17 protein-coding genes and 1 tRNA gene are annotated in these 17,486 nt (G+C 53.0%); 4 read left to right on the forward strand and 14 right to left on the reverse strand.

Annotation, left to right across the window (positions count from 1 at the left end):
- Positions 1 to 43: 43 nt before the first annotated feature.
- Both AC6I9Z_RS16500 and AC6I9Z_RS16505 read right to left on the reverse strand, forming a co-directional pair.
- Positions 44 to 2,038 (reverse strand): hypothetical protein, encoded by a 1,995-nt coding sequence (locus AC6I9Z_RS16500; RefSeq protein WP_497811081.1) that lies wholly within the window; start codon positions 2,036 to 2,038, stop codon positions 44 to 46.
- Between the two features lie 495 nt (positions 2,039 to 2,533).
- Entirely contained in the window at positions 2,534 to 2,974 is a 441-nt protein-coding gene (locus tag AC6I9Z_RS16505) for a globin domain-containing protein (protein WP_461458201.1), read from the reverse strand.
- Positions 2,975 to 3,952: 978 nt separating this feature from the next.
- Here AC6I9Z_RS16505 and AC6I9Z_RS16510 point away from each other — a divergent pair.
- Positions 3,953 to 4,501 (forward strand): dihydrofolate reductase family protein, encoded by a 549-nt coding sequence (locus AC6I9Z_RS16510; RefSeq protein WP_461458200.1) that lies wholly within the window; start codon positions 3,953 to 3,955, stop codon positions 4,499 to 4,501.
- 96 nt (positions 4,502 to 4,597) lie between these two features.
- Positions 4,598 to 6,187, forward strand: coding sequence for an AbgT family transporter (locus AC6I9Z_RS16515; RefSeq protein WP_461458198.1), 1,590 nt, complete (start codon positions 4,598 to 4,600; stop codon positions 6,185 to 6,187).
- An 87-nt stretch (positions 6,188 to 6,274) separates the two neighbouring features.
- On the opposite strand, the gene AC6I9Z_RS16520 is transcribed toward AC6I9Z_RS16515, so the two are convergent.
- The 6 genes from AC6I9Z_RS16520 to AC6I9Z_RS16545 form a co-directional block, all read right to left on the reverse strand.
- Entirely contained in the window at positions 6,275 to 6,568 is a 294-nt protein-coding gene (locus AC6I9Z_RS16520; protein ID WP_461458196.1) for a putative quinol monooxygenase, read from the reverse strand.
- A gap of 83 nt (positions 6,569 to 6,651) precedes the next feature.
- Complete coding sequence (locus AC6I9Z_RS16525; RefSeq protein ID WP_461458194.1) at positions 6,652 to 7,146, reverse strand: DUF427 domain-containing protein; 495 nt, start codon at positions 7,144 to 7,146, stop codon at positions 6,652 to 6,654.
- Positions 7,143 to 7,502: a thiol-disulfide oxidoreductase DCC family protein gene (locus tag AC6I9Z_RS16530; protein WP_461458243.1), complete on the reverse strand. Its 360-nt coding sequence runs from the start codon at positions 7,500 to 7,502 to the stop codon at positions 7,143 to 7,145. The genes AC6I9Z_RS16525 and AC6I9Z_RS16530 overlap by 4 nt, the downstream gene beginning before the upstream one ends.
- 80 nt (positions 7,503 to 7,582) lie before the next feature.
- Positions 7,583 to 8,761, reverse strand: coding sequence for an acetyl-CoA C-acyltransferase (locus AC6I9Z_RS16535; RefSeq protein ID WP_461458192.1), 1,179 nt, complete (start codon positions 8,759 to 8,761; stop codon positions 7,583 to 7,585).
- Positions 8,762 to 8,915: 154 nt separating this feature from the next.
- The gene (locus AC6I9Z_RS16540) at positions 8,916 to 10,049 is read right to left on the reverse strand and encodes a mechanosensitive ion channel family protein (RefSeq protein WP_461458191.1); all 1,134 of its coding nucleotides are present in this window, start codon (positions 10,047 to 10,049) and stop codon (positions 8,916 to 8,918) included.
- A complete protein-coding gene (locus tag AC6I9Z_RS16545; protein ID WP_461458189.1) occupies positions 10,046 to 10,873 on the reverse strand; it encodes a TlyA family RNA methyltransferase in 828 nt (275 codons plus the stop codon). Before AC6I9Z_RS16545 ends, AC6I9Z_RS16540 begins: the two co-directional genes overlap by 4 nt.
- Before the next feature lie 25 nt (positions 10,874 to 10,898).
- Between AC6I9Z_RS16545 and AC6I9Z_RS16550 the strand changes: the two genes are divergently transcribed.
- Complete coding sequence (locus tag AC6I9Z_RS16550) at positions 10,899 to 11,483, forward strand: hypothetical protein (protein WP_461458187.1); 585 nt, start codon at positions 10,899 to 10,901, stop codon at positions 11,481 to 11,483.
- A gap of 348 nt (positions 11,484 to 11,831) precedes the next feature.
- On the opposite strand, the gene AC6I9Z_RS16555 is transcribed toward AC6I9Z_RS16550, so the two are convergent.
- From AC6I9Z_RS16555 to argH, 5 genes are read right to left on the reverse strand one after another with little or no spacing between them, the layout of a single operon-like run.
- Complete coding sequence (locus tag AC6I9Z_RS16555; RefSeq protein WP_461458186.1) at positions 11,832 to 12,293, reverse strand: DUF2721 domain-containing protein; 462 nt, start codon at positions 12,291 to 12,293, stop codon at positions 11,832 to 11,834.
- Between the two features lie 18 nt (positions 12,294 to 12,311).
- Positions 12,312 to 13,082 carry a precorrin-2 dehydrogenase/sirohydrochlorin ferrochelatase family protein gene (locus AC6I9Z_RS16560; protein WP_461458184.1) on the reverse strand — a complete coding sequence of 257 codons (771 nt, stop codon included), beginning with the start codon at positions 13,080 to 13,082 and terminating at the stop codon, positions 12,312 to 12,314.
- Positions 13,083 to 13,085: 3 nt separating this feature from the next.
- Complete coding sequence (gene lysA, locus AC6I9Z_RS16565) at positions 13,086 to 14,345, reverse strand: diaminopimelate decarboxylase (RefSeq protein ID WP_461458182.1); 1,260 nt, start codon at positions 14,343 to 14,345, stop codon at positions 13,086 to 13,088.
- A gap of 40 nt (positions 14,346 to 14,385) precedes the next feature.
- A complete protein-coding gene (locus AC6I9Z_RS16570) occupies positions 14,386 to 14,634 on the reverse strand; it encodes a hypothetical protein (protein WP_461458180.1) in 249 nt (82 codons plus the stop codon).
- Positions 14,631 to 16,001 carry an argininosuccinate lyase gene (gene argH, locus AC6I9Z_RS16575; RefSeq protein ID WP_461458179.1) on the reverse strand — a complete coding sequence of 457 codons (1,371 nt, stop codon included), beginning with the start codon at positions 15,999 to 16,001 and terminating at the stop codon, positions 14,631 to 14,633. Before argH ends, AC6I9Z_RS16570 begins: the two co-directional genes overlap by 4 nt.
- 31 nt (positions 16,002 to 16,032) lie before the next feature.
- On the opposite strand from argH, the gene AC6I9Z_RS16580 reads away from it, so the two are divergent.
- On the forward strand, positions 16,033 to 16,638 hold the full coding sequence (locus tag AC6I9Z_RS16580; RefSeq protein ID WP_461458177.1) for a TlpA family protein disulfide reductase: 606 nt from the start codon (positions 16,033 to 16,035) through the stop codon (positions 16,636 to 16,638).
- A 287-nt stretch (positions 16,639 to 16,925) separates the two neighbouring features.
- On the opposite strand, the gene AC6I9Z_RS16585 is transcribed toward AC6I9Z_RS16580, so the two are convergent.
- Positions 16,926 to 17,001, reverse strand: a tRNA-Val gene (locus AC6I9Z_RS16585).
- Positions 17,002 to 17,486: the final 485 nt, after the last annotated feature.

Here is a 17,486-nt window from a genome sequence, read left to right on the forward strand (position 1 = left end):
GACTTACCGTTTCTAACGTCGTAACTCCACTGACTCACCTGCATCAGTTAAAGGGCGAGGCTCTCAAGACAGCCAGAAGCAATCGATGCTCTTCAACCATGCGCATATCAGGATCCGAGATTTCAGAAACAACTTTTTTGGCCGGGACAAATTGCTGATAGCCGCTGAACACATATGCCATGTTCAATAAAAATCTGTCGCGTTCGGCACTTTCGTGAATTGTTTTAGCAAGATCAAAAATCGGTTCAGATCTTCCCGCATAAACCAGTTGTGAAGCCAGCTCCCTTAAAAGCTGAGATTTTACCTTCCCCGACTCCACGGTGTAAACTGCCCTTCGGGCGATCTTTAGATATCTGTTGTAGTCATCTTGCGATCCATGCGTAGCTGCAAAACCGAAGTTGGCAATCCGCGCCCGCACTTGCACCTCTTTGTCCTGGACATGCCGCAGTCTTGTCTCGGCTTTTTCATATTGACCGATACGCGATTCATATCTGGCCAGCATGCTGACCGTGGAGTCGCTAACGGGAACGAAGTCAGGCCCTTCAACGAGGCCAATAGCAGTCGAAATCGCTTTTTCTGCCACAGCGCTTTGACCATAATTATCGGCAATTTGAGAGAGGCGAATATATCCCTGAACTTGCCTGTCCCGGTTTGACTGAAGCTGCAACACAGAGACCGCTTCCTGAAACCGCATACTGTGAATCAAGATAATCGCGATGGTGTCCATAGCCGCCTGCTGCACATCTTTATCAGGAATACGCTGGACTAGGCTTGTTGCCAATTTTGAATCCCCCGAGACGGCGACTGCAGTGGCCAACCGCCTCCAATCATTGTTCCAACGCTCGGCCGCCATTTGTACATTACGAGGTTGCTTCACGTGCAAAGAGATTAGTTCATCAGCGATAGGACGCCATTCTATTTGGTCCAGCTTTCCGGCTCCGATATCGAAAATCGTTTGTAGCGCGGCGGCACGGTAGTTAGGAAAACTGCTGACGTCGTCCACCGCCTTCAGCGCGAAGTCGAGCCTGCCTCCCGCAATGGCCGAGCGGGTAAAGCTTTCGAATATGCGGAACCGATCCTCTGGGTGATTCAGAGCGGCCATCTTACGCCTCGCCTGGCCAAAAAGTTTCTCCGCGTCAGCCATATGCCCATTTTTCGACAATTCTGCAGCTACCCGGCTTTTGGCCGTAGCTTCCCATAGAGGGGCTTTTATATATGCCATTATTTTCGTCGCATCAGCGATCCGGCCTTTGTCAATCAGTGTCATAACAAGTGATTCCAGCACCATGCCTTCATGGTTTTCATCACCGTCACTGCTATTTTGAACAAGTTCGAGTGCATCATCGAGCCGACCCTTTAGAGCCAGCGCATGTGAGAGTTGATACACACCCACATATCTCATCGGCTCCCCCGGTCGATTGGTGGCGACCAGCTCTTGCAAGGCCGTATCAACATCAGATGTCCGCACCAGATTTATGATATAGGCTGCCCTTGCAGTTTCATAATATTCCGGGGACACGATGCGGGACAACAGACGCCTGCCACGCTCCACCGGATTCTCTGCCGGAACGGAAATAATCGCTACAATTGCCGAATCTTTGAAAGCCGGATTACCTGAATTGCTCGGCATAGAATCGAGTGCGTTTGCTGCCAGATCCAGCCTGCGTAGCAACGCCAATGCCGTAACACGTCCAAGCTTTGCCACCGCTTCGTCCTCCGGATCCTGCATGGCATTTTCAACTTCCTCCAAACGGACATTAAGCACGTCCACACAAGCTGCATCTTGTGATTCAAGACAGTTTGCTACGCTAGTTTTAGCCTGAGCCGTGTGACTGGTCAGGGCAAAGCCGGCGGCGGCTATAAACGCAAAGATAGTCAACCGAAGATCAGGCATTGTTAATGCTCCTGTTGTGAGTAGGCCCCGCCCATGTTCAAGAACTTCTGTCTGGCAAGCCCGGAAGCATTTGGATGTGAGAGGGATGAAGATCTCGCAAAAACCTGTTTTGCCAAATTTGATATCAGTTTTACGTGCAATCACGACAAACGCGAAGACGCATAAGTGCAGAGCAAAGGTGCGGTTTTGCGGGTTCTACCCCGAGCCTTGATAGGGTATTTGGAACTTGTCTCTAGGGTCGCTGGCTGGCGCGGGGGCTGGTTTAATTCAACCTTTCCAGCCAGTTACCCGGCTTCCCGGTGCTCGTTCCCCCCCTAAGGAACGACCATACGGGAAGCCAAGAGATACTGTCTTTTCCCCAGCAATCTAAGTTGGCCTTACATTTACTCGATGCCATTTGAATAGATACAAATCGATACCAGATTTAAGGCAGGCACCAGATCACCGGCCGCGCCTGCAAAATAACCAAAATGCATTAATAGGGAGCGGTGATTATTGGCTTCTGGCTTCAATGAAGGTCAGCCCTGTTGCTTCTGATGGATCCCGATATCGGGGAAGTACTGCAAAGAAGTTTTCACACCTTATTTTTATTGTCGGCAGATGCCCGATTGGAATCCCAAAACAAGCCGCAGCGCACAGTCAGGAATTTGATGCCGCCCGATATTTTGAGATATTCGATTTCCCAAAAGAGCTTTGTATCATTGTCAGAGCAATTCCATCATATGCTTTTGTCCACGCCGCTTCCATCTCGGGCGTAAAATCGGATCCGAGAACATCTCGAATCATATGCAGGAGCGCACGGCCAACATCTTCATAATGCTCGATCTTTACTCCGTAGACCAAATGACGTCTCGCGAGATCTCCCAGCATTGGCAACAAATCCGGCAAATTATGAATTTGCGACACGATCATGCCGAGCATGTTTGTCAATTTTTCGGATTGAACAGAAATATCTCCCACAAATAATCCGCGAAGCTCCGGCTTGTCGTCAAACAATCTTTGATAGAAGATTTCTCCTGCACGGGCATTTTCAACACTGACGTTGAGGAAACTTCTCCGGACAATATCAATCTCTGACACAGTCAGAATATCCTGAGCCTTTGATTGATGAACCATAAGATTTAGACTCCCGCAATATGGTGGATATCCACCGAAAATCGTAACAACCAACGAAGGTAGCAACGGACTTTTGTGGTCAAAAGCGCGAAAAACTCATGCCTATGTCAACCTGTACCGATTTCCTCCAAATGCCTCGATAATCGGCGGCATTGAACCCGAAAATCCGCAATAGCTTCATGCAACAAAATGGGTTGCTGGCATGGTGTGACTTCATCGCCTTCGTTCAGCTTATAAAAATTTGACGCAGGTCTTCCAATAGGCATCCGTGCACTACCGCATTGCACCTATGCCGGTTCCTGCGCGGAAGCGGTGCGGCTAAAGTCAGCTTGTAACCCGCAGACAGCAGATTTTTTCCAATTGGGGACGCCCCCCAATTGAACTTCAGAGGATATCACAAATGTTGCAACAATGTGCAGACTCAATATCCTGCAAGGATGTTTCGGTTGTCGCTGACAGCAAAATGAAACGGGTCCCGGCTAGTGCTCTGAAAAGCTCCGAGCTTGAAGAATTGGCTTATGCGCCAACATCATTTTTGACCAAAGATGTTCCCGGTTCACACACAGAAGCAGATTCCCGACAGAGCAAAAGTATAGAGGAAAGTGAGGCCAGGCTCCTGCCAAGGCTGAAGACGCCGGATGGATCACCTGCTTTCATTCAATTTGAACGGAAACACCGCCGGTCACTTTCCTTATCTCTGCATAGCCATTTACGAGCATCGCGAAATTGGCGGATAGTCAAAAGCTTGTTGGCATTATATCTGAGCCTGGTGATATTGATGCTTTGGAGTCTCGGAAAGGATCTGCTTTTTTAGAAGCCAATCCACACAAGGCTGATGCATCGGCGCAATACATAATGTGGCAAGTTTGCGGTGAAATACGGGCTGAGGCCTTGCAGCTGTGCTAAAGAGTTTATTCCCTGCCCCCTACCCCGGAGCCTTCTATGCAACCTGTTGTCTATGACGTAGCCGTATCTATTGATTGTTACATCTCTGGCCCGGATGGGGATATATCAAAATTCGCCCATGAAGGTCCGGTTGTCGATGACTATAATCAGAGGCTATCCACCTATGCATGCGCTATCATGGGTCGGAAGACGTATGAATTTGGCTATAAGTACGGGCTGGAACCCGGCGGCAATCCTTATCCACATCTCAGAACCTATATATTTTCACAGACGCTCAATCTTCCTCCGGAACGAGAGGTGGGGCTTGTGCGCAACGACCAGAAGGCGTTTTTGCAGAAGTTGCGGAAAGAGCAGGATGGCCCAATCTATCTTTGTGGTGGCGGTGATTTTGCCGGTTCGCTCATGATCGATGGCGAGATTGACATTATCCGCCTCAAAAGGGCCCCGATCTTTCTGGGCGGCGGAACAAAGCTGTTTGGTGACACAGCTTGCAGCGGCAATGTGTCTTGCACGGGTTCGAAACTATATGATGGCGGTTACACATTTCAGGAGTTCACTTCGTCGGCATTGCAAGAGAGGATTTGATTATCGATCAGCAGGCCTATAGTCTTCATTAAGCTTGTCGCGCTGGCACTCTCCAGTCGCGGTTGTATTGGATACGCGATAAATTGGAGACTGGACATGGCTGATGGCCAGCAGCAGGCGATAGCACCTCGTCGCAACGGCTTTACCCGCTTTCTTGACGGGGTTGAATGGCTCGGGAATCTCCTACCACACCCGGTAACCCTGTTTGCTGTGCTGGCAATCGGTATCGTTTTCCTGTCCGGCCTATTGGGCTGGATGGGCGTCGCCGTTGTTGATCCAAGGCCTGCGGGCGCCCCGGGCGTTGCAGAAGACGGCATGATCCGGGCCGTCAGCCTGCTCGATGGCGACGGTATCCGGCGTATCTTCACCAACCTTGTCACCAACTTCACCAGTTTTGCGCCGCTAGGCGTGGTATTGGTGGCTATGATTGGTGTTGGTGTAGCCGAAAAATCGGGTTTGCTATCGGCCGCCGTGCGCTCCATGGTTCTGTCGGCTCCGCCTCATATGGTAACAGTGGCCATCGTCTTTGCCGGCATTGTTTCCAACACCGCATCGGAAGTGGGTTATGTCGTTTTAATCCCGCTCGCCGGCGCAATTTTCTATGCCCTCGGTCGCCATCCTCTGGCCGGCATGGCAGCGGCCTTTGCGGGTGTTTCAGGCGGCTATAGCGCGAACCTGCTAATAGGTACGATTGATCCCTTGCTCGCCGGAATCACTCAGGAAGCGGCGCGCCTTATTGATCCCGATTATACGGTCGTAGCGACGGCCAACTGGTATTTCATGATCGGGTCCACTTTCCTGATCACCATCATCGGCTCTCTGGTAACGATCTTCATCGTTGAACCTAAGCTGGGCAAGTACGATCCGTCCGGGGCTGATTCCACTATTCTCGATGATCATATGATGGAAGAGATTAGTCCAACGGAGCGCAAGGGGCTACGTTGGGCTGGTATCGCGCTGCTCGGAGTCCTTGGCCTAATGGCCCTGACCTTGCTGCCTGACTGGGGCGTGCTCCGCAATCCGGACACCGGTGACCGCATTGATTCACCATTTTTCGACGGCTTTGTAGTCTGGATCCTGATTTTCTTCGTGGTCACGGGCTACGCATATGGACGTGTGGTCGGCGTCATGAAAAGTGACCGGGATGTGATTGATGCCATGGCGCAGGCGCTCGCGTCACTTGGCCTCTACATAGTCCTGGTTTTCTTCGCAGCTCAGTTTGTCGCCTTCTTTGGCTGGACCAATTTGGGCGCTATCACGGCGGTAACGGGATCACAATTTCTGCTCGATACAGGAATGACCGGCCCCGCCATCTTCTTTTTCTTCATTCTGATCTGCGCTCTCATCAACCTGTCGCTGGGTTCAGCGTCAGCGCAATGGGCGGTCACAGCCCCAATTTTCGTGCCCATGCTGATGCTGATCGGCTATGCGCCGGAGGCCATTCAGGCGGCTTACCGAATTGGCGATTCGACGACCAACATCATAACACCGATGATGAGCTATTTCGGCCTGATCCTCGCATGGGCGACACGCTATGATAAGAATCTTGGCGTGGGCACCCTGATTGCGATGATGCTGCCCTATACGATCTTCTTCCTGTTATTCTGGTCGGCTTTCTTCTTTGTCTGGACGTTCGTCATAGGATTGCCAGTCGGCCCGGGATCACCGACCTATTACACGCCCTGATCAAACCAGAGAGTCGAAAGACACTAGCAAACCGGTGGTCCGATCATACACCTGTTTGCAGACGCCTTTCGAACCAGCAGGAGCCGATTAAATCCCGTCGAGATATTCGATCACGGGAGCTCCCGCCATACATGGGGCCAGCTTTGGGCCGCTAGCGCGAAAATGATCCGATTTGCCGTGAGCATCCAGCGCCGCCTGATCAACATAGCGCTCCAGCACTTTATATTGCTGGGGATTGTCCTTGCATTGAAACACAGAGTAAAACTCGTTGCCCGGTTCATTCTCCCGAACGGCAGCCATCAGTTCACTAAAGGCTGCTTCAAAATCAGCGTTTTTTCCTTCCGCTATCGTCAAAGTCGCCAATACGCCTACGCCTGCCATATTCTAGTCTCCTGATCATTTTATGTTGATGTGAAAAAGACTGTTGCGGAGTCAGCAGTGTCACGCAAGTCTAATCTGGAGGTTCACCAAAATCGGCTGCCAGGAATACCCTTGAACGGGCCAGCAACATGCGATGTGATCCAGCCGCCATAAAAGCCGCCCGGTTGCGGAGTAACCGTTTCGCCATCAACAAGACATTGGTCAAACGGTTCGGGATAGAAGGCAACATGATTGCGGATCATTGCGAAAGATTTGGTGGGTTCCGGATAAGTCCAAGCAGCAGCCTCCAGCGAGTCTCCGTCAATGGTTGCATCAAGGTAACGCGCCTGCCCTTTCCATTCGCAAAGCGAGCGCTTTGGATTAGCGCTCAAATGGGTCCACGTCACGTCTTCCGGCGGGAAATAGTATGTCGGTGGGTGGCTCGTTTCCAATGTCCTGAATCCCGTGCGCGTACTGGCAATTTCCACACCTTTGTGGATGATCTGCAAATGACGGGTATTGGGCTCTGCAATAGCTGGTCGGGGATAGTCCCAAACACTTTCCTGGCCAGGTTTGGTGGGTTCGGGAGGAATGTTCATGCCGCTTTTCCTTTACCAAGAAAGCTTTGCAACGCCGGGCGCGCGAACAAAAATTTGATGTAGAGCCATTCCAGAAGGCCGAGGATATAGCGGTTGCGTGCCACCAGCCCCAGCGGCCGAAGCAGCGGTATAGCGCGCCACATGGCCGCAAAGGCGGCGGCACCAGACAGCATTTGACCATTTTCCTCTGCATGAAGGCGCGCCAGCAATGTCCGACGATCTATCGGGCAGACAGTCACAGGATCAGCGACATCTACGAAACGTATGCAGTCGCGCCGATCCAATCGCCGCATCAGGGCAATTTCCCTGAGACACAAAGGACAAGAGCCATCAAACCAGACAGTTACCGCAGACATTCGTTTCAATTACGAGATATCCCGGCCCCTGTCTGGCTGTACTTTGTTCGGTATTATGAGGCCTTGATTGCCCTGTTTTGTTACAGGACCTCGAACAATCCTGCTGCGCCCTGACCACCGCCGATACACATTGTGACAACGGCATATTTCACGCCGCGGCGCTTGCCCTCGATCAGCGCGTGCCCGACGCAACGGGCACCGGTCATGCCATAAGGGTGACCGATCGAAATCGATCCGCCATTCACATTCAACAACTCGTCAGGAATGCCCAGTTTCTGCTGACAGTAAAGGACTTGGACTGCAAAGGCTTCGTTGAGTTCCCAAAGGCCGATATCATCCATTTTCAGGTCGAATTTTTCGAGCAATTTGGGGATTGCGAAAACCGGACCAATGCCCATTTCATCAGGCTTGGTGCCCGCCACTGCCATGCCGACATAGCGGCCAAGCGGGTTCAAACCCGCTTTCTCTGCAGCACTGGCTTCCATCACCACACTGGCAGAGCTACCGTCGGAAAGCTGTGATGCGTTACCGGCCGTGATAATCTTGTCTGGGCCAAGAACCGGGCCAAGGCTTTGCAAACCTTCGAGCGTCGTTGAAGGACGATTGCCTTCATCTTTGCTGAGTGTGATTTCGTGCATGGAAATCTCTTTGGTTTCCTTGTCCTGCACACCCATGGTTGCAGTAACCTCGACAATCTCATCGTCAAACTTGCCCGCTTCCTGGGCAGCCGCGGTGCGCTGCTGGGATTTGAGCGCATATTCGTCACAGGCTTCGCGGGAGATGCCATAGCGTTCGCCAACCACTTCGGCGGTTTGCAGCATCGGCATATAAATATCGTCATGCATTGCCACCAACGCCTTGTCTGGTGCCATCCGCATTTCAGGTGTTTGCACGGTCGAGATAGAATCCTGTCCGCCACCAACAACAACATCCATACGATCAATCGTCACCTGTTTGGAGGCTGTTGCGATGGCCATCAAACCGGATGAACATTGGCGGTCCAGTGTCATACCCGGAACTTCAATCGGGAAACCGGAGCGCAGCGCAACGTTACGGCCAAGATTACCGCCCTGTGAGCCTTGTTGCAGCGCGCTGCCCCAAACCACATCCTCGACGGTCGCTGGATCAATGCCTGCGCGTTCAACAGCCGCTTTGGCTGAATAACTGCCGAGAGTTGGACCGGCGGTTGCGTTGAAAGCGCCCTTATAAGCACGTCCGATGGGGGTTCGGGCGGTGGAAACGATGACTGCGTCACGCATGATATTGATCCTTTATTATGAGATTTCTGAGTCGAATTTGGCGCGCATATTCTCTTTTAATCGGCCAACTAACAAGGTTTTTCTTTGCTACTGGTCCTGACGCTACGGCAAGCTGGACCTGCACGAAAAGAGAAAATACCGTTCGTCGATCCTGCTATATTGCTGCGCCGTCTGGCCCGGCTGTAAAATTCATCTGGGTCGGATAAGCAAATTCAATGCCTTCTTCGGCAAAGCGTTTGACAATAGCCAAGCCGACATCGTTGCGGCCTTTAAAGACTTCTTCCCATCTGGCACTGAAAATTTCAAACTCCATGCGGAAGTTTAGTGAGCTATCGCCAAAACCGATAAAACCACAACGTACATAGTAAAATCCAAGCTCCTCAACGATGGATTTGAAAATGTCGGGAATGGCATCAAGCTGCTCTGGCGTGGTCTGATAGATGACACCGATGGGGAACCGGATACGGCGTTTTGTCAGCCGTGTCAGATTGCGTAGCTGCTTATCGAGCAGGTTGGCGTTGGACACAATCACTTGCTCGCCGGTAATGCTTCTAAGCCGTGTGGTTTTCAAACCGGTTGCTTCGACGCTACCGTCAAAACCATCAAACATGATCGAGTCCCCTTTTTGAAAAGGCTTGTCGAAAATGATCGAAAGGGCCGCAAACAGATCGGAAAATATACCCTGCGCTGCCAGACCGATGGCAATACCGCCAACGCCGAGACCCGCAACCAGCGCGGTCACATTCACGCCGATATTGTCGAGAATGATGACGGCTGCAATCACCGCCAACGCTATGGTCACCATTAAACGGATCAGGTCGCGCGCGTTTTGAAGCTCCGCCCGACCGCGATCCGACAGCATGATTTTGCGGTCAATCAGTCCCAATATAATCGCCCGCAACCAGATGGCCGATTGGAAAACGAGTGCTATAAAAAATATCAAATCAATCAACCCGGCAAGCTGGTCAGGCGCTTGGGCGATACCCGCCACCATCTTGATCGACAGGGCGAGGAGAAAAAACATCCCTGTCCGTGATACGGTACGCAGTATCAGCGTCGCTGCACCGCGCTCATCATCAGCACGGTTATTGGATAGCTTCGTCAAACGCCCCTTGACGGCGGATAGCAGCAGGAAAATCCCGACGGCGAGTATCGTCGCAATGATCAGTTCCACATAATGGGTTGTGATCCAGACCAGGCTCTCTCGCCCAAATTTTTCCATATCAAAACCGCCTGCTTCCGTCAGGTTAAGCGGCGATTCTATTCCATCCGTAACGTTTGATTTCATGTGTTTTCGCTAGAACTTGCTTGAGTGCTTGGCAAGTTTGCAAAGATCAAAAATTCGACATTGCCTTTGGGTCCCGTAATCGGACTTGTCGCGACACCCTGCACAACCCATCCGCTCTCGGTCAGCCAATTGCGTATTTTTTCGCAAACCAGATCATGTACAGCCGGGTCGCGGACCACACCGCCTTTGCCCACATCAGCGCGTTCGGCCTCAAATTGCGGCTTGATCAACGCCACCAGTTGCGCGCCGGGTTTCGCAAAGGTCAATGGTCGCTCGAGCACTTTGGTGAGCGAGATGAAACTGGCATCGCAGACAATCAGGTCAACCTCTTCGGGGATATGCTCCGCGGTCAATATCCGTGCGCTGGTCTGTTCGTGAACGACCACGCGCTCATCCTGACGCAGCTTCCAGGCAAGTTGGTTGGTGCCGCTGTCCACCGCGTAGACTTTCACTGCGCCGCGGCTCAGCATGACATCGGTAAAGCCGCCCGTGCTACTTCCGACGTCAATTGCAACCATATCGGTCACGGCAATATCGAAATGATCCAGCGCATGATCCAGCTTTATCCCGCCGCGCGAGACCCAGGGATGATCTTTGCCTTTCAGATTGATGGCAATATCATTGAGATATTTCTGACCCGGCTTATCCACTTTCTGGTCACCGACCGTGACTAGCCCAGCCATGATATAGGCCTGCGCCTTGGCGCGGCTTTCTGCCAGACCGCGTTCGACCAATATCTGGTCAATCCGCAATTTTTTTGCTTTTGCCTGGCCCACCTCAGCGGGTGGAGCGGTTTTCGCAGGGCGCGTTTCATTTTGTGCCATATGAAAATGGGACTAGCCGAAGCATATGGTTTTGACCATATTCGATGTCATGAGAATCACTTTTGCCTTTTCCGCCATATTGTTAGCGGCCGGTTGTTCCGGCGTAGTGCCAGCACCGACGCCTGCCCCCGCAGAGACGCAGGTGCCGACCCCCGCTCCTGCACCGACGCCTGCCCCGGCTCCTTCCCCCACACCGCCACCAGAACCGATGCGCGGGGTCTGGACCGATTGGCCACTGGCGAAAGGAAACTGGGTTTATCGCACGGATAAAAGGGGTTCCATCGCATTATTCGGCCCACCCAATATGGAAGCGACTTTTTTGATCCGCTGCGATCAGGCCCGCAGTCAGTTATTCCTTTCCCGGGAGGGCGTGGTACCTGCAGGGGCACAAATGACTTTGCGAGCCAGCTCTGGCATGCAGTCTTATCCGGCCCGCAATAGCGGCGGCCCTCTGGATTATGCGGCGATCGCTCTGCCAGTGACAGATTACATGATGGACCGGATCGCGTACAGCCGTGGCCGGTTTGCTGTTGAAACAACCGGATTGCGCTCTCTTGCCATTCCAATCTGGCCCGAATTTACCCGTGTTGTAGAGGATTGCCGTCGCTAGTCCTGTGCAATGAACAGGTTTCAGTCGAGCAGAGATGCTGCTGCGACAGGGCTGCTTCTGGACGGAACGCCGAATTCTGACAGCAAAATAAAATAATTCAAGTCTTGTTCGCACCAGATGAATGATTCACATTCGAATCGTCGAACAAGCGGAGATTTTCAATGCAACAGTTCGTATCTTATCAACAAGCGAAAGGAGGTGGTCCGATGTCTCATGGTTCAGCACAGGGGTCGGAAAAATCCGTTCGGGGGACATATTTGATCTAAAGATCAAGTTTCCCGGCAGCGGCACTTCCAACCGCTGACCCATGCTTAGAGGCTGTTGATCCGAGAGATTGACAGCCTCTTTTCATTTTTGCGGGTCACTTCGCTCAAGAAACTCTTCGCGGATCATGAAGTCACGAACGCCTATACGGACCTCTCGCAGAAACTGGACGAGGGCAATCGACAGCAAGCTCATCGCGATAATGAAAGCACCGGCAATCACTCCGGACAGATTAATACCGGTCAACCCCATAACAAACAGCAGGCCAATGAGAATACAGGCGACAATGGCGCTGATAACGCTGAGATAGATTGCGCTGTTTACGATTTTGATCCGGAGCTGCAGATCATGCAGCTCGTCAACAATGCATTGATGCTCATGGCCTTCGGTTTCGATGAACAGGTTCTGCAATATACGCGACCGGTCAATAATCCGCGCCAATCGGCCTGCAAAAAGGCTCAGCATGCCCCCTACGGCTACCAACAGAAAAGCCGGTGCCAGTGCGGTTTGCAATACCGTGATAATGTCGCCCTGCCCCAATGCCATATAAACCCCTCGCTCCGCCTACCCGTATCCTATCACCAATGTCAGTCCTGTGACCTGTGTGGCATCAAACGTACCCAAATCAAAACGTTCGGCGTCCGCGCGCGCTCGAACCAATATCGCTTCCGGTACACAGGCATCAGCATAGATCACATCGGCCTGACCCAATAGCCGCGCCTGTTTGATCGTCAGATCGTCCGGGTCAGCGCTGTGTAGATTGAGTTCGATCACTCCAGTCTGATTGCCTGCCGCTGGATCGGCGAGCCAAAGGTCAATGGCCTGTGCATCATGATCGGCAAACGGGTCGAGCGTTCCCCCGGGATTGAGCGCCGCATCAATCGCTCGGCGACGGTCGGCCCCATCTGGCCAATTGTCTTTAATCCGGTCGCGGGCAGCGAACAAACCACGAGCCAGCTGTCCCAATCCCGCAGGAAGAATCTGTTCCAGCCGCTGGCGCACGGCCTTGGCAAGACCTGCTGATGCACCGCCCGTTCCAATGGCGATAAGCACCGGATCGCGATCGACAATCGCCGGCGTGGTGTAGTCACAAAGCGCCGAGCGATCGACGGCATTGACCAACAAGCCACGCGCTTTCAGGCGCGCGACCGCTGCCGCTGCCTCATCATCGTCTTCAAGAGCAACGACCGCCAAGGCAGCATCCGCGTTTTCATCATCGGTGATTGTAGCACCAGCGCGTTCGTAGAGCCGCCGCTTAGCATCTGCCATTTCTCCGCTGCCGAGCAATATGACTTTGCGGCCCTTCAACGTCACGAAGATCGGTAGCTGATCCATGGTCTATTTCAGCCAGTCGGGCACATGCTCTGCGGCCATGATGGTCGCTGGTTCTATCCGCTCAGCCACCACCGCGTATTTGTCACCATCGACCAGCACCTCGGGAACCAGTGGACGGCTGTTATAGGTATTGGCCATGGTCGCCCCATAGGCGCCTGCGGTTCGGAAAATGCCGAGATCATCGGTTTGCACCCGGTCCACTTCGCGTTCCTTGGCGAAGATATCACTGCTTTCGCAAATCGGACCGACAATGGATGCGGTCATGGTATCGCCAGATGGCTGGACGGCTTCGAAATGGTGCCAGGCATCATAAATGGCCGGTCGCATCAGATCATTCATCGCAGCATCGACAATCACAAAGTCGCTGTTCACGCCGGGTTTGATCCGAATGACCTGTGTCATCATCACACCGCTATTACCGGCAATCACCCTGCCGGGCTCAAACATCAACGTCACGTCCCACGCCTGGGTCACACGCGCGACCATTGCTCCGTAATCGGCCGGACTGGGGGGATTTTCCTCTGGCTTGTAGGGCACGCCAAGACCGCCACCGAGATCGACATGCGTGATTTCGTGACCCGCAGTGCGCAGGTCACTGACCAATTGCCCCATGCGCACGTAGCATTTTTCCAGTGGGTCGAGTTTTTGCAGCTGGCTGCCAATATGCACTGCAACACCGCGCAGGTTTAACCCTTCCAGCTTGGACAGACGGGCGAAAATATCAGGCGCAACATCAATCGCGACGCCGAATTTATTCTCTGCTTTACCGGTGGAGATCTTCGCATGGGTGCCTGCATCGACATCGGGATTGACGCGCAGCGTTGCAGAGGCTCTTTCACCGCGGGCTGCGGCAATCTCAGCCAACATCTGGCCTTCCTCTTCAGACTCGAGGTTGAATTGGCCAATCGCTTTGTCGAGGCCGAGTGTGAGTTCGGCGCGGCTTTTGCCAACGCCTGAAAACACGATATCCTCAGCCTTCATTCCTGCCGCCAGAGCACGCTCCAGTTCACCGCCGGAAACCACGTCGGCGCCATAGCCCTGATTGGCAAGAATTTTCAGCACCGCAAGATTAGGATTGGACTTCACCGCAAAGGCCAGATGGACCTTGCCAGCGTCTTTTAACCCCTCCCGAAATACGCGAGCATGACGCTCCAGCGTGGCGCGGGAATAGACATAAACCGGTGTACCGACTTGGTCGGCAATATCAGGAAGCGCAACATCTTCGGCATGCAGCACGCCATCTTTAAGTTGGAAATGGTCCATCGAATGGGCCTTTCAGAATGTTCAAAAGAGGAAGTCGGATTTAACCGGGTGGCGGCAGGTCGAACTTATCATCCTGCCGTTTCTCTGACCGGCGGAGCAATTCGTCGCTGCGTTCCGGCTGCGCCTGCGTGGACGGGGTAATCAGCTCTTCACCGGTTGGCTTTTCTGCCTCACCATATGTGGCCAGCGGGAGCGATTGCCCTTTGGCCGGTTCCAACGTCCCGCGATTGCCGCAGGCAGAAATAATGACCAGTGAAGCAATAGCTGCGATTTTTCCAAAATTGTTCATAAGCGATTCGTCTGTTCCAGTTCCGCGATCCGCTGTCTTACCTGCTCCGGTGCGGTTCCGCCATAGCTGGTTCGGCTGGCCACCGAGCCTTCGACGCTCAAATCCGGCATATCATGACCTTCAACTCTGGCATCAATTGCGACCAGGTCGGCAGGCGCTAGGTCGGCAAGACCGCATCCGCGCTCTTCGCACAGCTTTACCGCAGCCCCGGTAATATGATGAGCTTCCCGAAACGGGATGTTAACATCCCGCACCAACCAGTCCGCAAGATCGGTTGCAGTTGAAAAGCCGCTGTCAGCAGCAGCGCGCATCCGTTCGGGTACAAAAGTCACACTCTCGACAATGCCGGTCATTGCAGCGAGCGACAGGCCAAGCAGGTCATGTGCCTCGAATACCGGCGGCTTGTCGTCCTGCATATCCTTGGAATAGGCAAGTGGCAGGCCTTTCATGGTCATCATCAAAGCGTTAAGGCATCCGATAATCCGCCCAGCATGCCCGCGCACCAGTTCCGCCGCATCGGGATTGCGTTTTTGCGGCATGATCGAGCTGCCGGTTGACCATTGATCGGACAATTTCACAAAGCCAAACGGCTGAGATGCCCAGATAATGATCTCTTCCGCCAATCGTGATAAATGAAGCGCTGTTTGTGATGCAGCCATCAGATAATCCAGCGCAAAATCACGATCAGAGACACTGTCCATCGAATTGGCTGTTGCTGCACCAAAATCCAAAGCCTCGGCAGTCATCTGCCGATCATTGGGAAAGCCGGTACCGGCAAGCGCAGCAGCACCCAGCGGGCATTCATCCAAACGCTGTTTGGCCGCCCAGAACCGGCTACTGTCGCGAGCGAACATTTCATAATAGGCCAGCAGGTGGTGCCCCATCGTAATCGGTTGCGCGACCTGCAGATGGGTAAAGCCGGGCATGATTGTATCGGCTTGTTCCTTGGCTCGGGCAATCAGTGCTTCCCTCAGATTCCAGAGACCGCCCGACACATCATCCATCGCATCACGGACCCAAAGGCGGAACGATGTCGCAACCTGATCATTGCGCGAGCGCGCGGTATGCAGCCGCCCGGCCACCGGGCCGACAATCTTGGTGAGCCGCGCTTCAATCGTCATATGAATATCTTCAAGGTCGAGATTTTCCGGAACACCGTCAGTTTCATATTCCCCGGCGATCTGATTGAGGCCTTCGATGATCTTCGCTGCGTCTTCCGCCTCGACAATGCCCTGCTTTGCAAGCATCTCGACATGTGCGAGCGATGCGCGAATGTCCTGGCGCCATAATTTCTTGTCGAACGGGATAGACGCGTTTATCTCGCGCATGATTGACGAGGGGCCGTCGGCAAACCTGCCGCCCCACATTGTGTTGGAACTCTGGTTGTTGGAATCTGATGTGCGATTAGTGATGCGATTATTCCTGTTTCTGTCCCTGCCTGTAATGCTCGTTGGGTGTAATGACCAATCTGGCGATAGGCAATCCGATGAAGTGGGGCAAGGTTATGATGGCACTATGCAAAGTGAAACCATCGAAAGCCATAGCGGCCTTGTCGGTCGTCTTGATATTTCCAAGCGCGGCAGCCCGATGGTTGACACCCCGTTCAAGGACCCGGATGGCAAGACAGTCAGTCTGTCAGACTTTGTCGGCAAACCGGTACTGGTAAACATATGGGCGACATGGTGCGCGCCTTGTATCGTTGAAATGCCGATGCTGGATGAACTGGCGGCACGGGAAAAGGATCGATTGAAAGTGCTTGTCGTTTCACAGGATATTCAGGGCGCTGAGAAGGTCGACCCGTTCTTTGCCAAGGCGAATTTCAACGAGCTGGAGGCCTATACCGATCAGGAAAACGGCCTGAGCTTCGGATTCGGGTCGGGGCTAATGCCGACCACTGTGCTTTATGATGCCAGTGGCGAGGAGGTATGGCGAGTATTGGGCGCCATGGATTGGGATGGTGCAAGAGCCGCAATGTTGATGGAAGAGACACTGGCCGAGAGCTAGTTGGAATTGAAGTTATTGGCGGGAGGAGTCTTTATTTTGCCTCAAGCGCCGGGCGCGGGCATCCGCCCGCTTGGCTATCGCGCCATAAGGCGCGGCGGACGCCATTTGATCTTGGCGCCCTTGCCTCGCTGCGCTCGGACGATACTCTTTAGGTTTAACCAGTTAAATCTGTCACCAGACCGACGCGAAGCGTCGGCAAGCGCGACCGCGCGCCCGAGCTTATGCGAGGGAAGCCAAGCGGGCGGATGCCCGCGCCCGGCGCTGGAGGTAAAAAGAGAATCAAAAAATGGTGGGCGATGACAGGCTCGAACTGCCGACATCTTCGGTGTAAACGAAGCGCTCTACCAACTGAGCTAATCGCCCTTGCATGAGGCCAGCCCATGAAGTGTTCGGGGCCATTGCCAAATCATGAGGGCTTTGGCAAGCACCTTTCGGCAGGCTTTTTCAAAATATCAAAATACCAGTCATTTGTAGATGTCCGTGCATCTCGATTTTGTAACGGGATGCAAAACCTACGGTCATACCGCGATTCGCAGCTTATACCTGATTATCCACAGAATATATTTATTTAATTTCAATGGTTTAGTTAGAATATTCGATTTTTCCTGAGCTTGCCGCTGTCAATCAAATTATTTCATTTTTTTTACACCAGCGGCCTTGCTCGACTCGTTCTTACACGCTTACTAAGAGGCATCGGCTGGCGGCTAAGGATTCGACAATCCTGGCCTCTATGACATTGAAAAAAGTACCGTTGAAAACGAGTTTTCAGCATAAGGTTTTCTGTGTCCCGCGTTTCCTTTGGCTGGGAATCATTGGGAAGCGCAGCAAATTGTCCAGTCGATGAGCGG

This window comes from Parasphingorhabdus sp. (genome assembly GCF_059726685.1).

Coding starts and splice junctions, on each gene's coding strand:
- AC6I9Z_RS16570 (WP_461458180.1), bottom strand. CDS start 14,634: ATGAACAATTTTGGAAAAATCGCAGCTATTGCTTCACTGGTCATTATT.
- AC6I9Z_RS16545 (WP_461458189.1), bottom strand. CDS start 10,873: ATGGCACAAAATGAAACGCGCCCTGCGAAAACCGCTCCACCCGCTGAG.
- argH (WP_461458179.1), bottom strand. CDS start 16,001: ATGTGGGGCGGCAGGTTTGCCGACGGCCCCTCGTCAATCATGCGCGAG.
- AC6I9Z_RS16530 (WP_461458243.1), bottom strand. CDS start 7,502: ATGTCTGCGGTAACTGTCTGGTTTGATGGCTCTTGTCCTTTGTGTCTC.
- AC6I9Z_RS16510 (WP_461458200.1), top strand. CDS start 3,953: ATGCAACCTGTTGTCTATGACGTAGCCGTATCTATTGATTGTTACATC.
- AC6I9Z_RS16525 (WP_461458194.1), bottom strand. CDS start 7,146: ATGAACATTCCTCCCGAACCCACCAAACCTGGCCAGGAAAGTGTTTGG.
- AC6I9Z_RS16560 (WP_461458184.1), bottom strand. CDS start 13,082: ATGGATCAGCTACCGATCTTCGTGACGTTGAAGGGCCGCAAAGTCATA.
- AC6I9Z_RS16515 (WP_461458198.1), top strand. CDS start 4,598: ATGGCTGATGGCCAGCAGCAGGCGATAGCACCTCGTCGCAACGGCTTT.
- AC6I9Z_RS16540 (WP_461458191.1), bottom strand. CDS start 10,049: ATGAAATCAAACGTTACGGATGGAATAGAATCGCCGCTTAACCTGACG.
- AC6I9Z_RS16555 (WP_461458186.1), bottom strand. CDS start 12,293: ATGGCATTGGGGCAGGGCGACATTATCACGGTATTGCAAACCGCACTG.
- AC6I9Z_RS16550 (WP_461458187.1), top strand. CDS start 10,899: ATGGTTTTGACCATATTCGATGTCATGAGAATCACTTTTGCCTTTTCC.
- AC6I9Z_RS16535 (WP_461458192.1), bottom strand. CDS start 8,761: ATGCGTGACGCAGTCATCGTTTCCACCGCCCGAACCCCCATCGGACGT.
- AC6I9Z_RS16520 (WP_461458196.1), bottom strand. CDS start 6,568: ATGGCAGGCGTAGGCGTATTGGCGACTTTGACGATAGCGGAAGGAAAA.
- lysA (WP_461458182.1), bottom strand. CDS start 14,345: ATGGACCATTTCCAACTTAAAGATGGCGTGCTGCATGCCGAAGATGTT.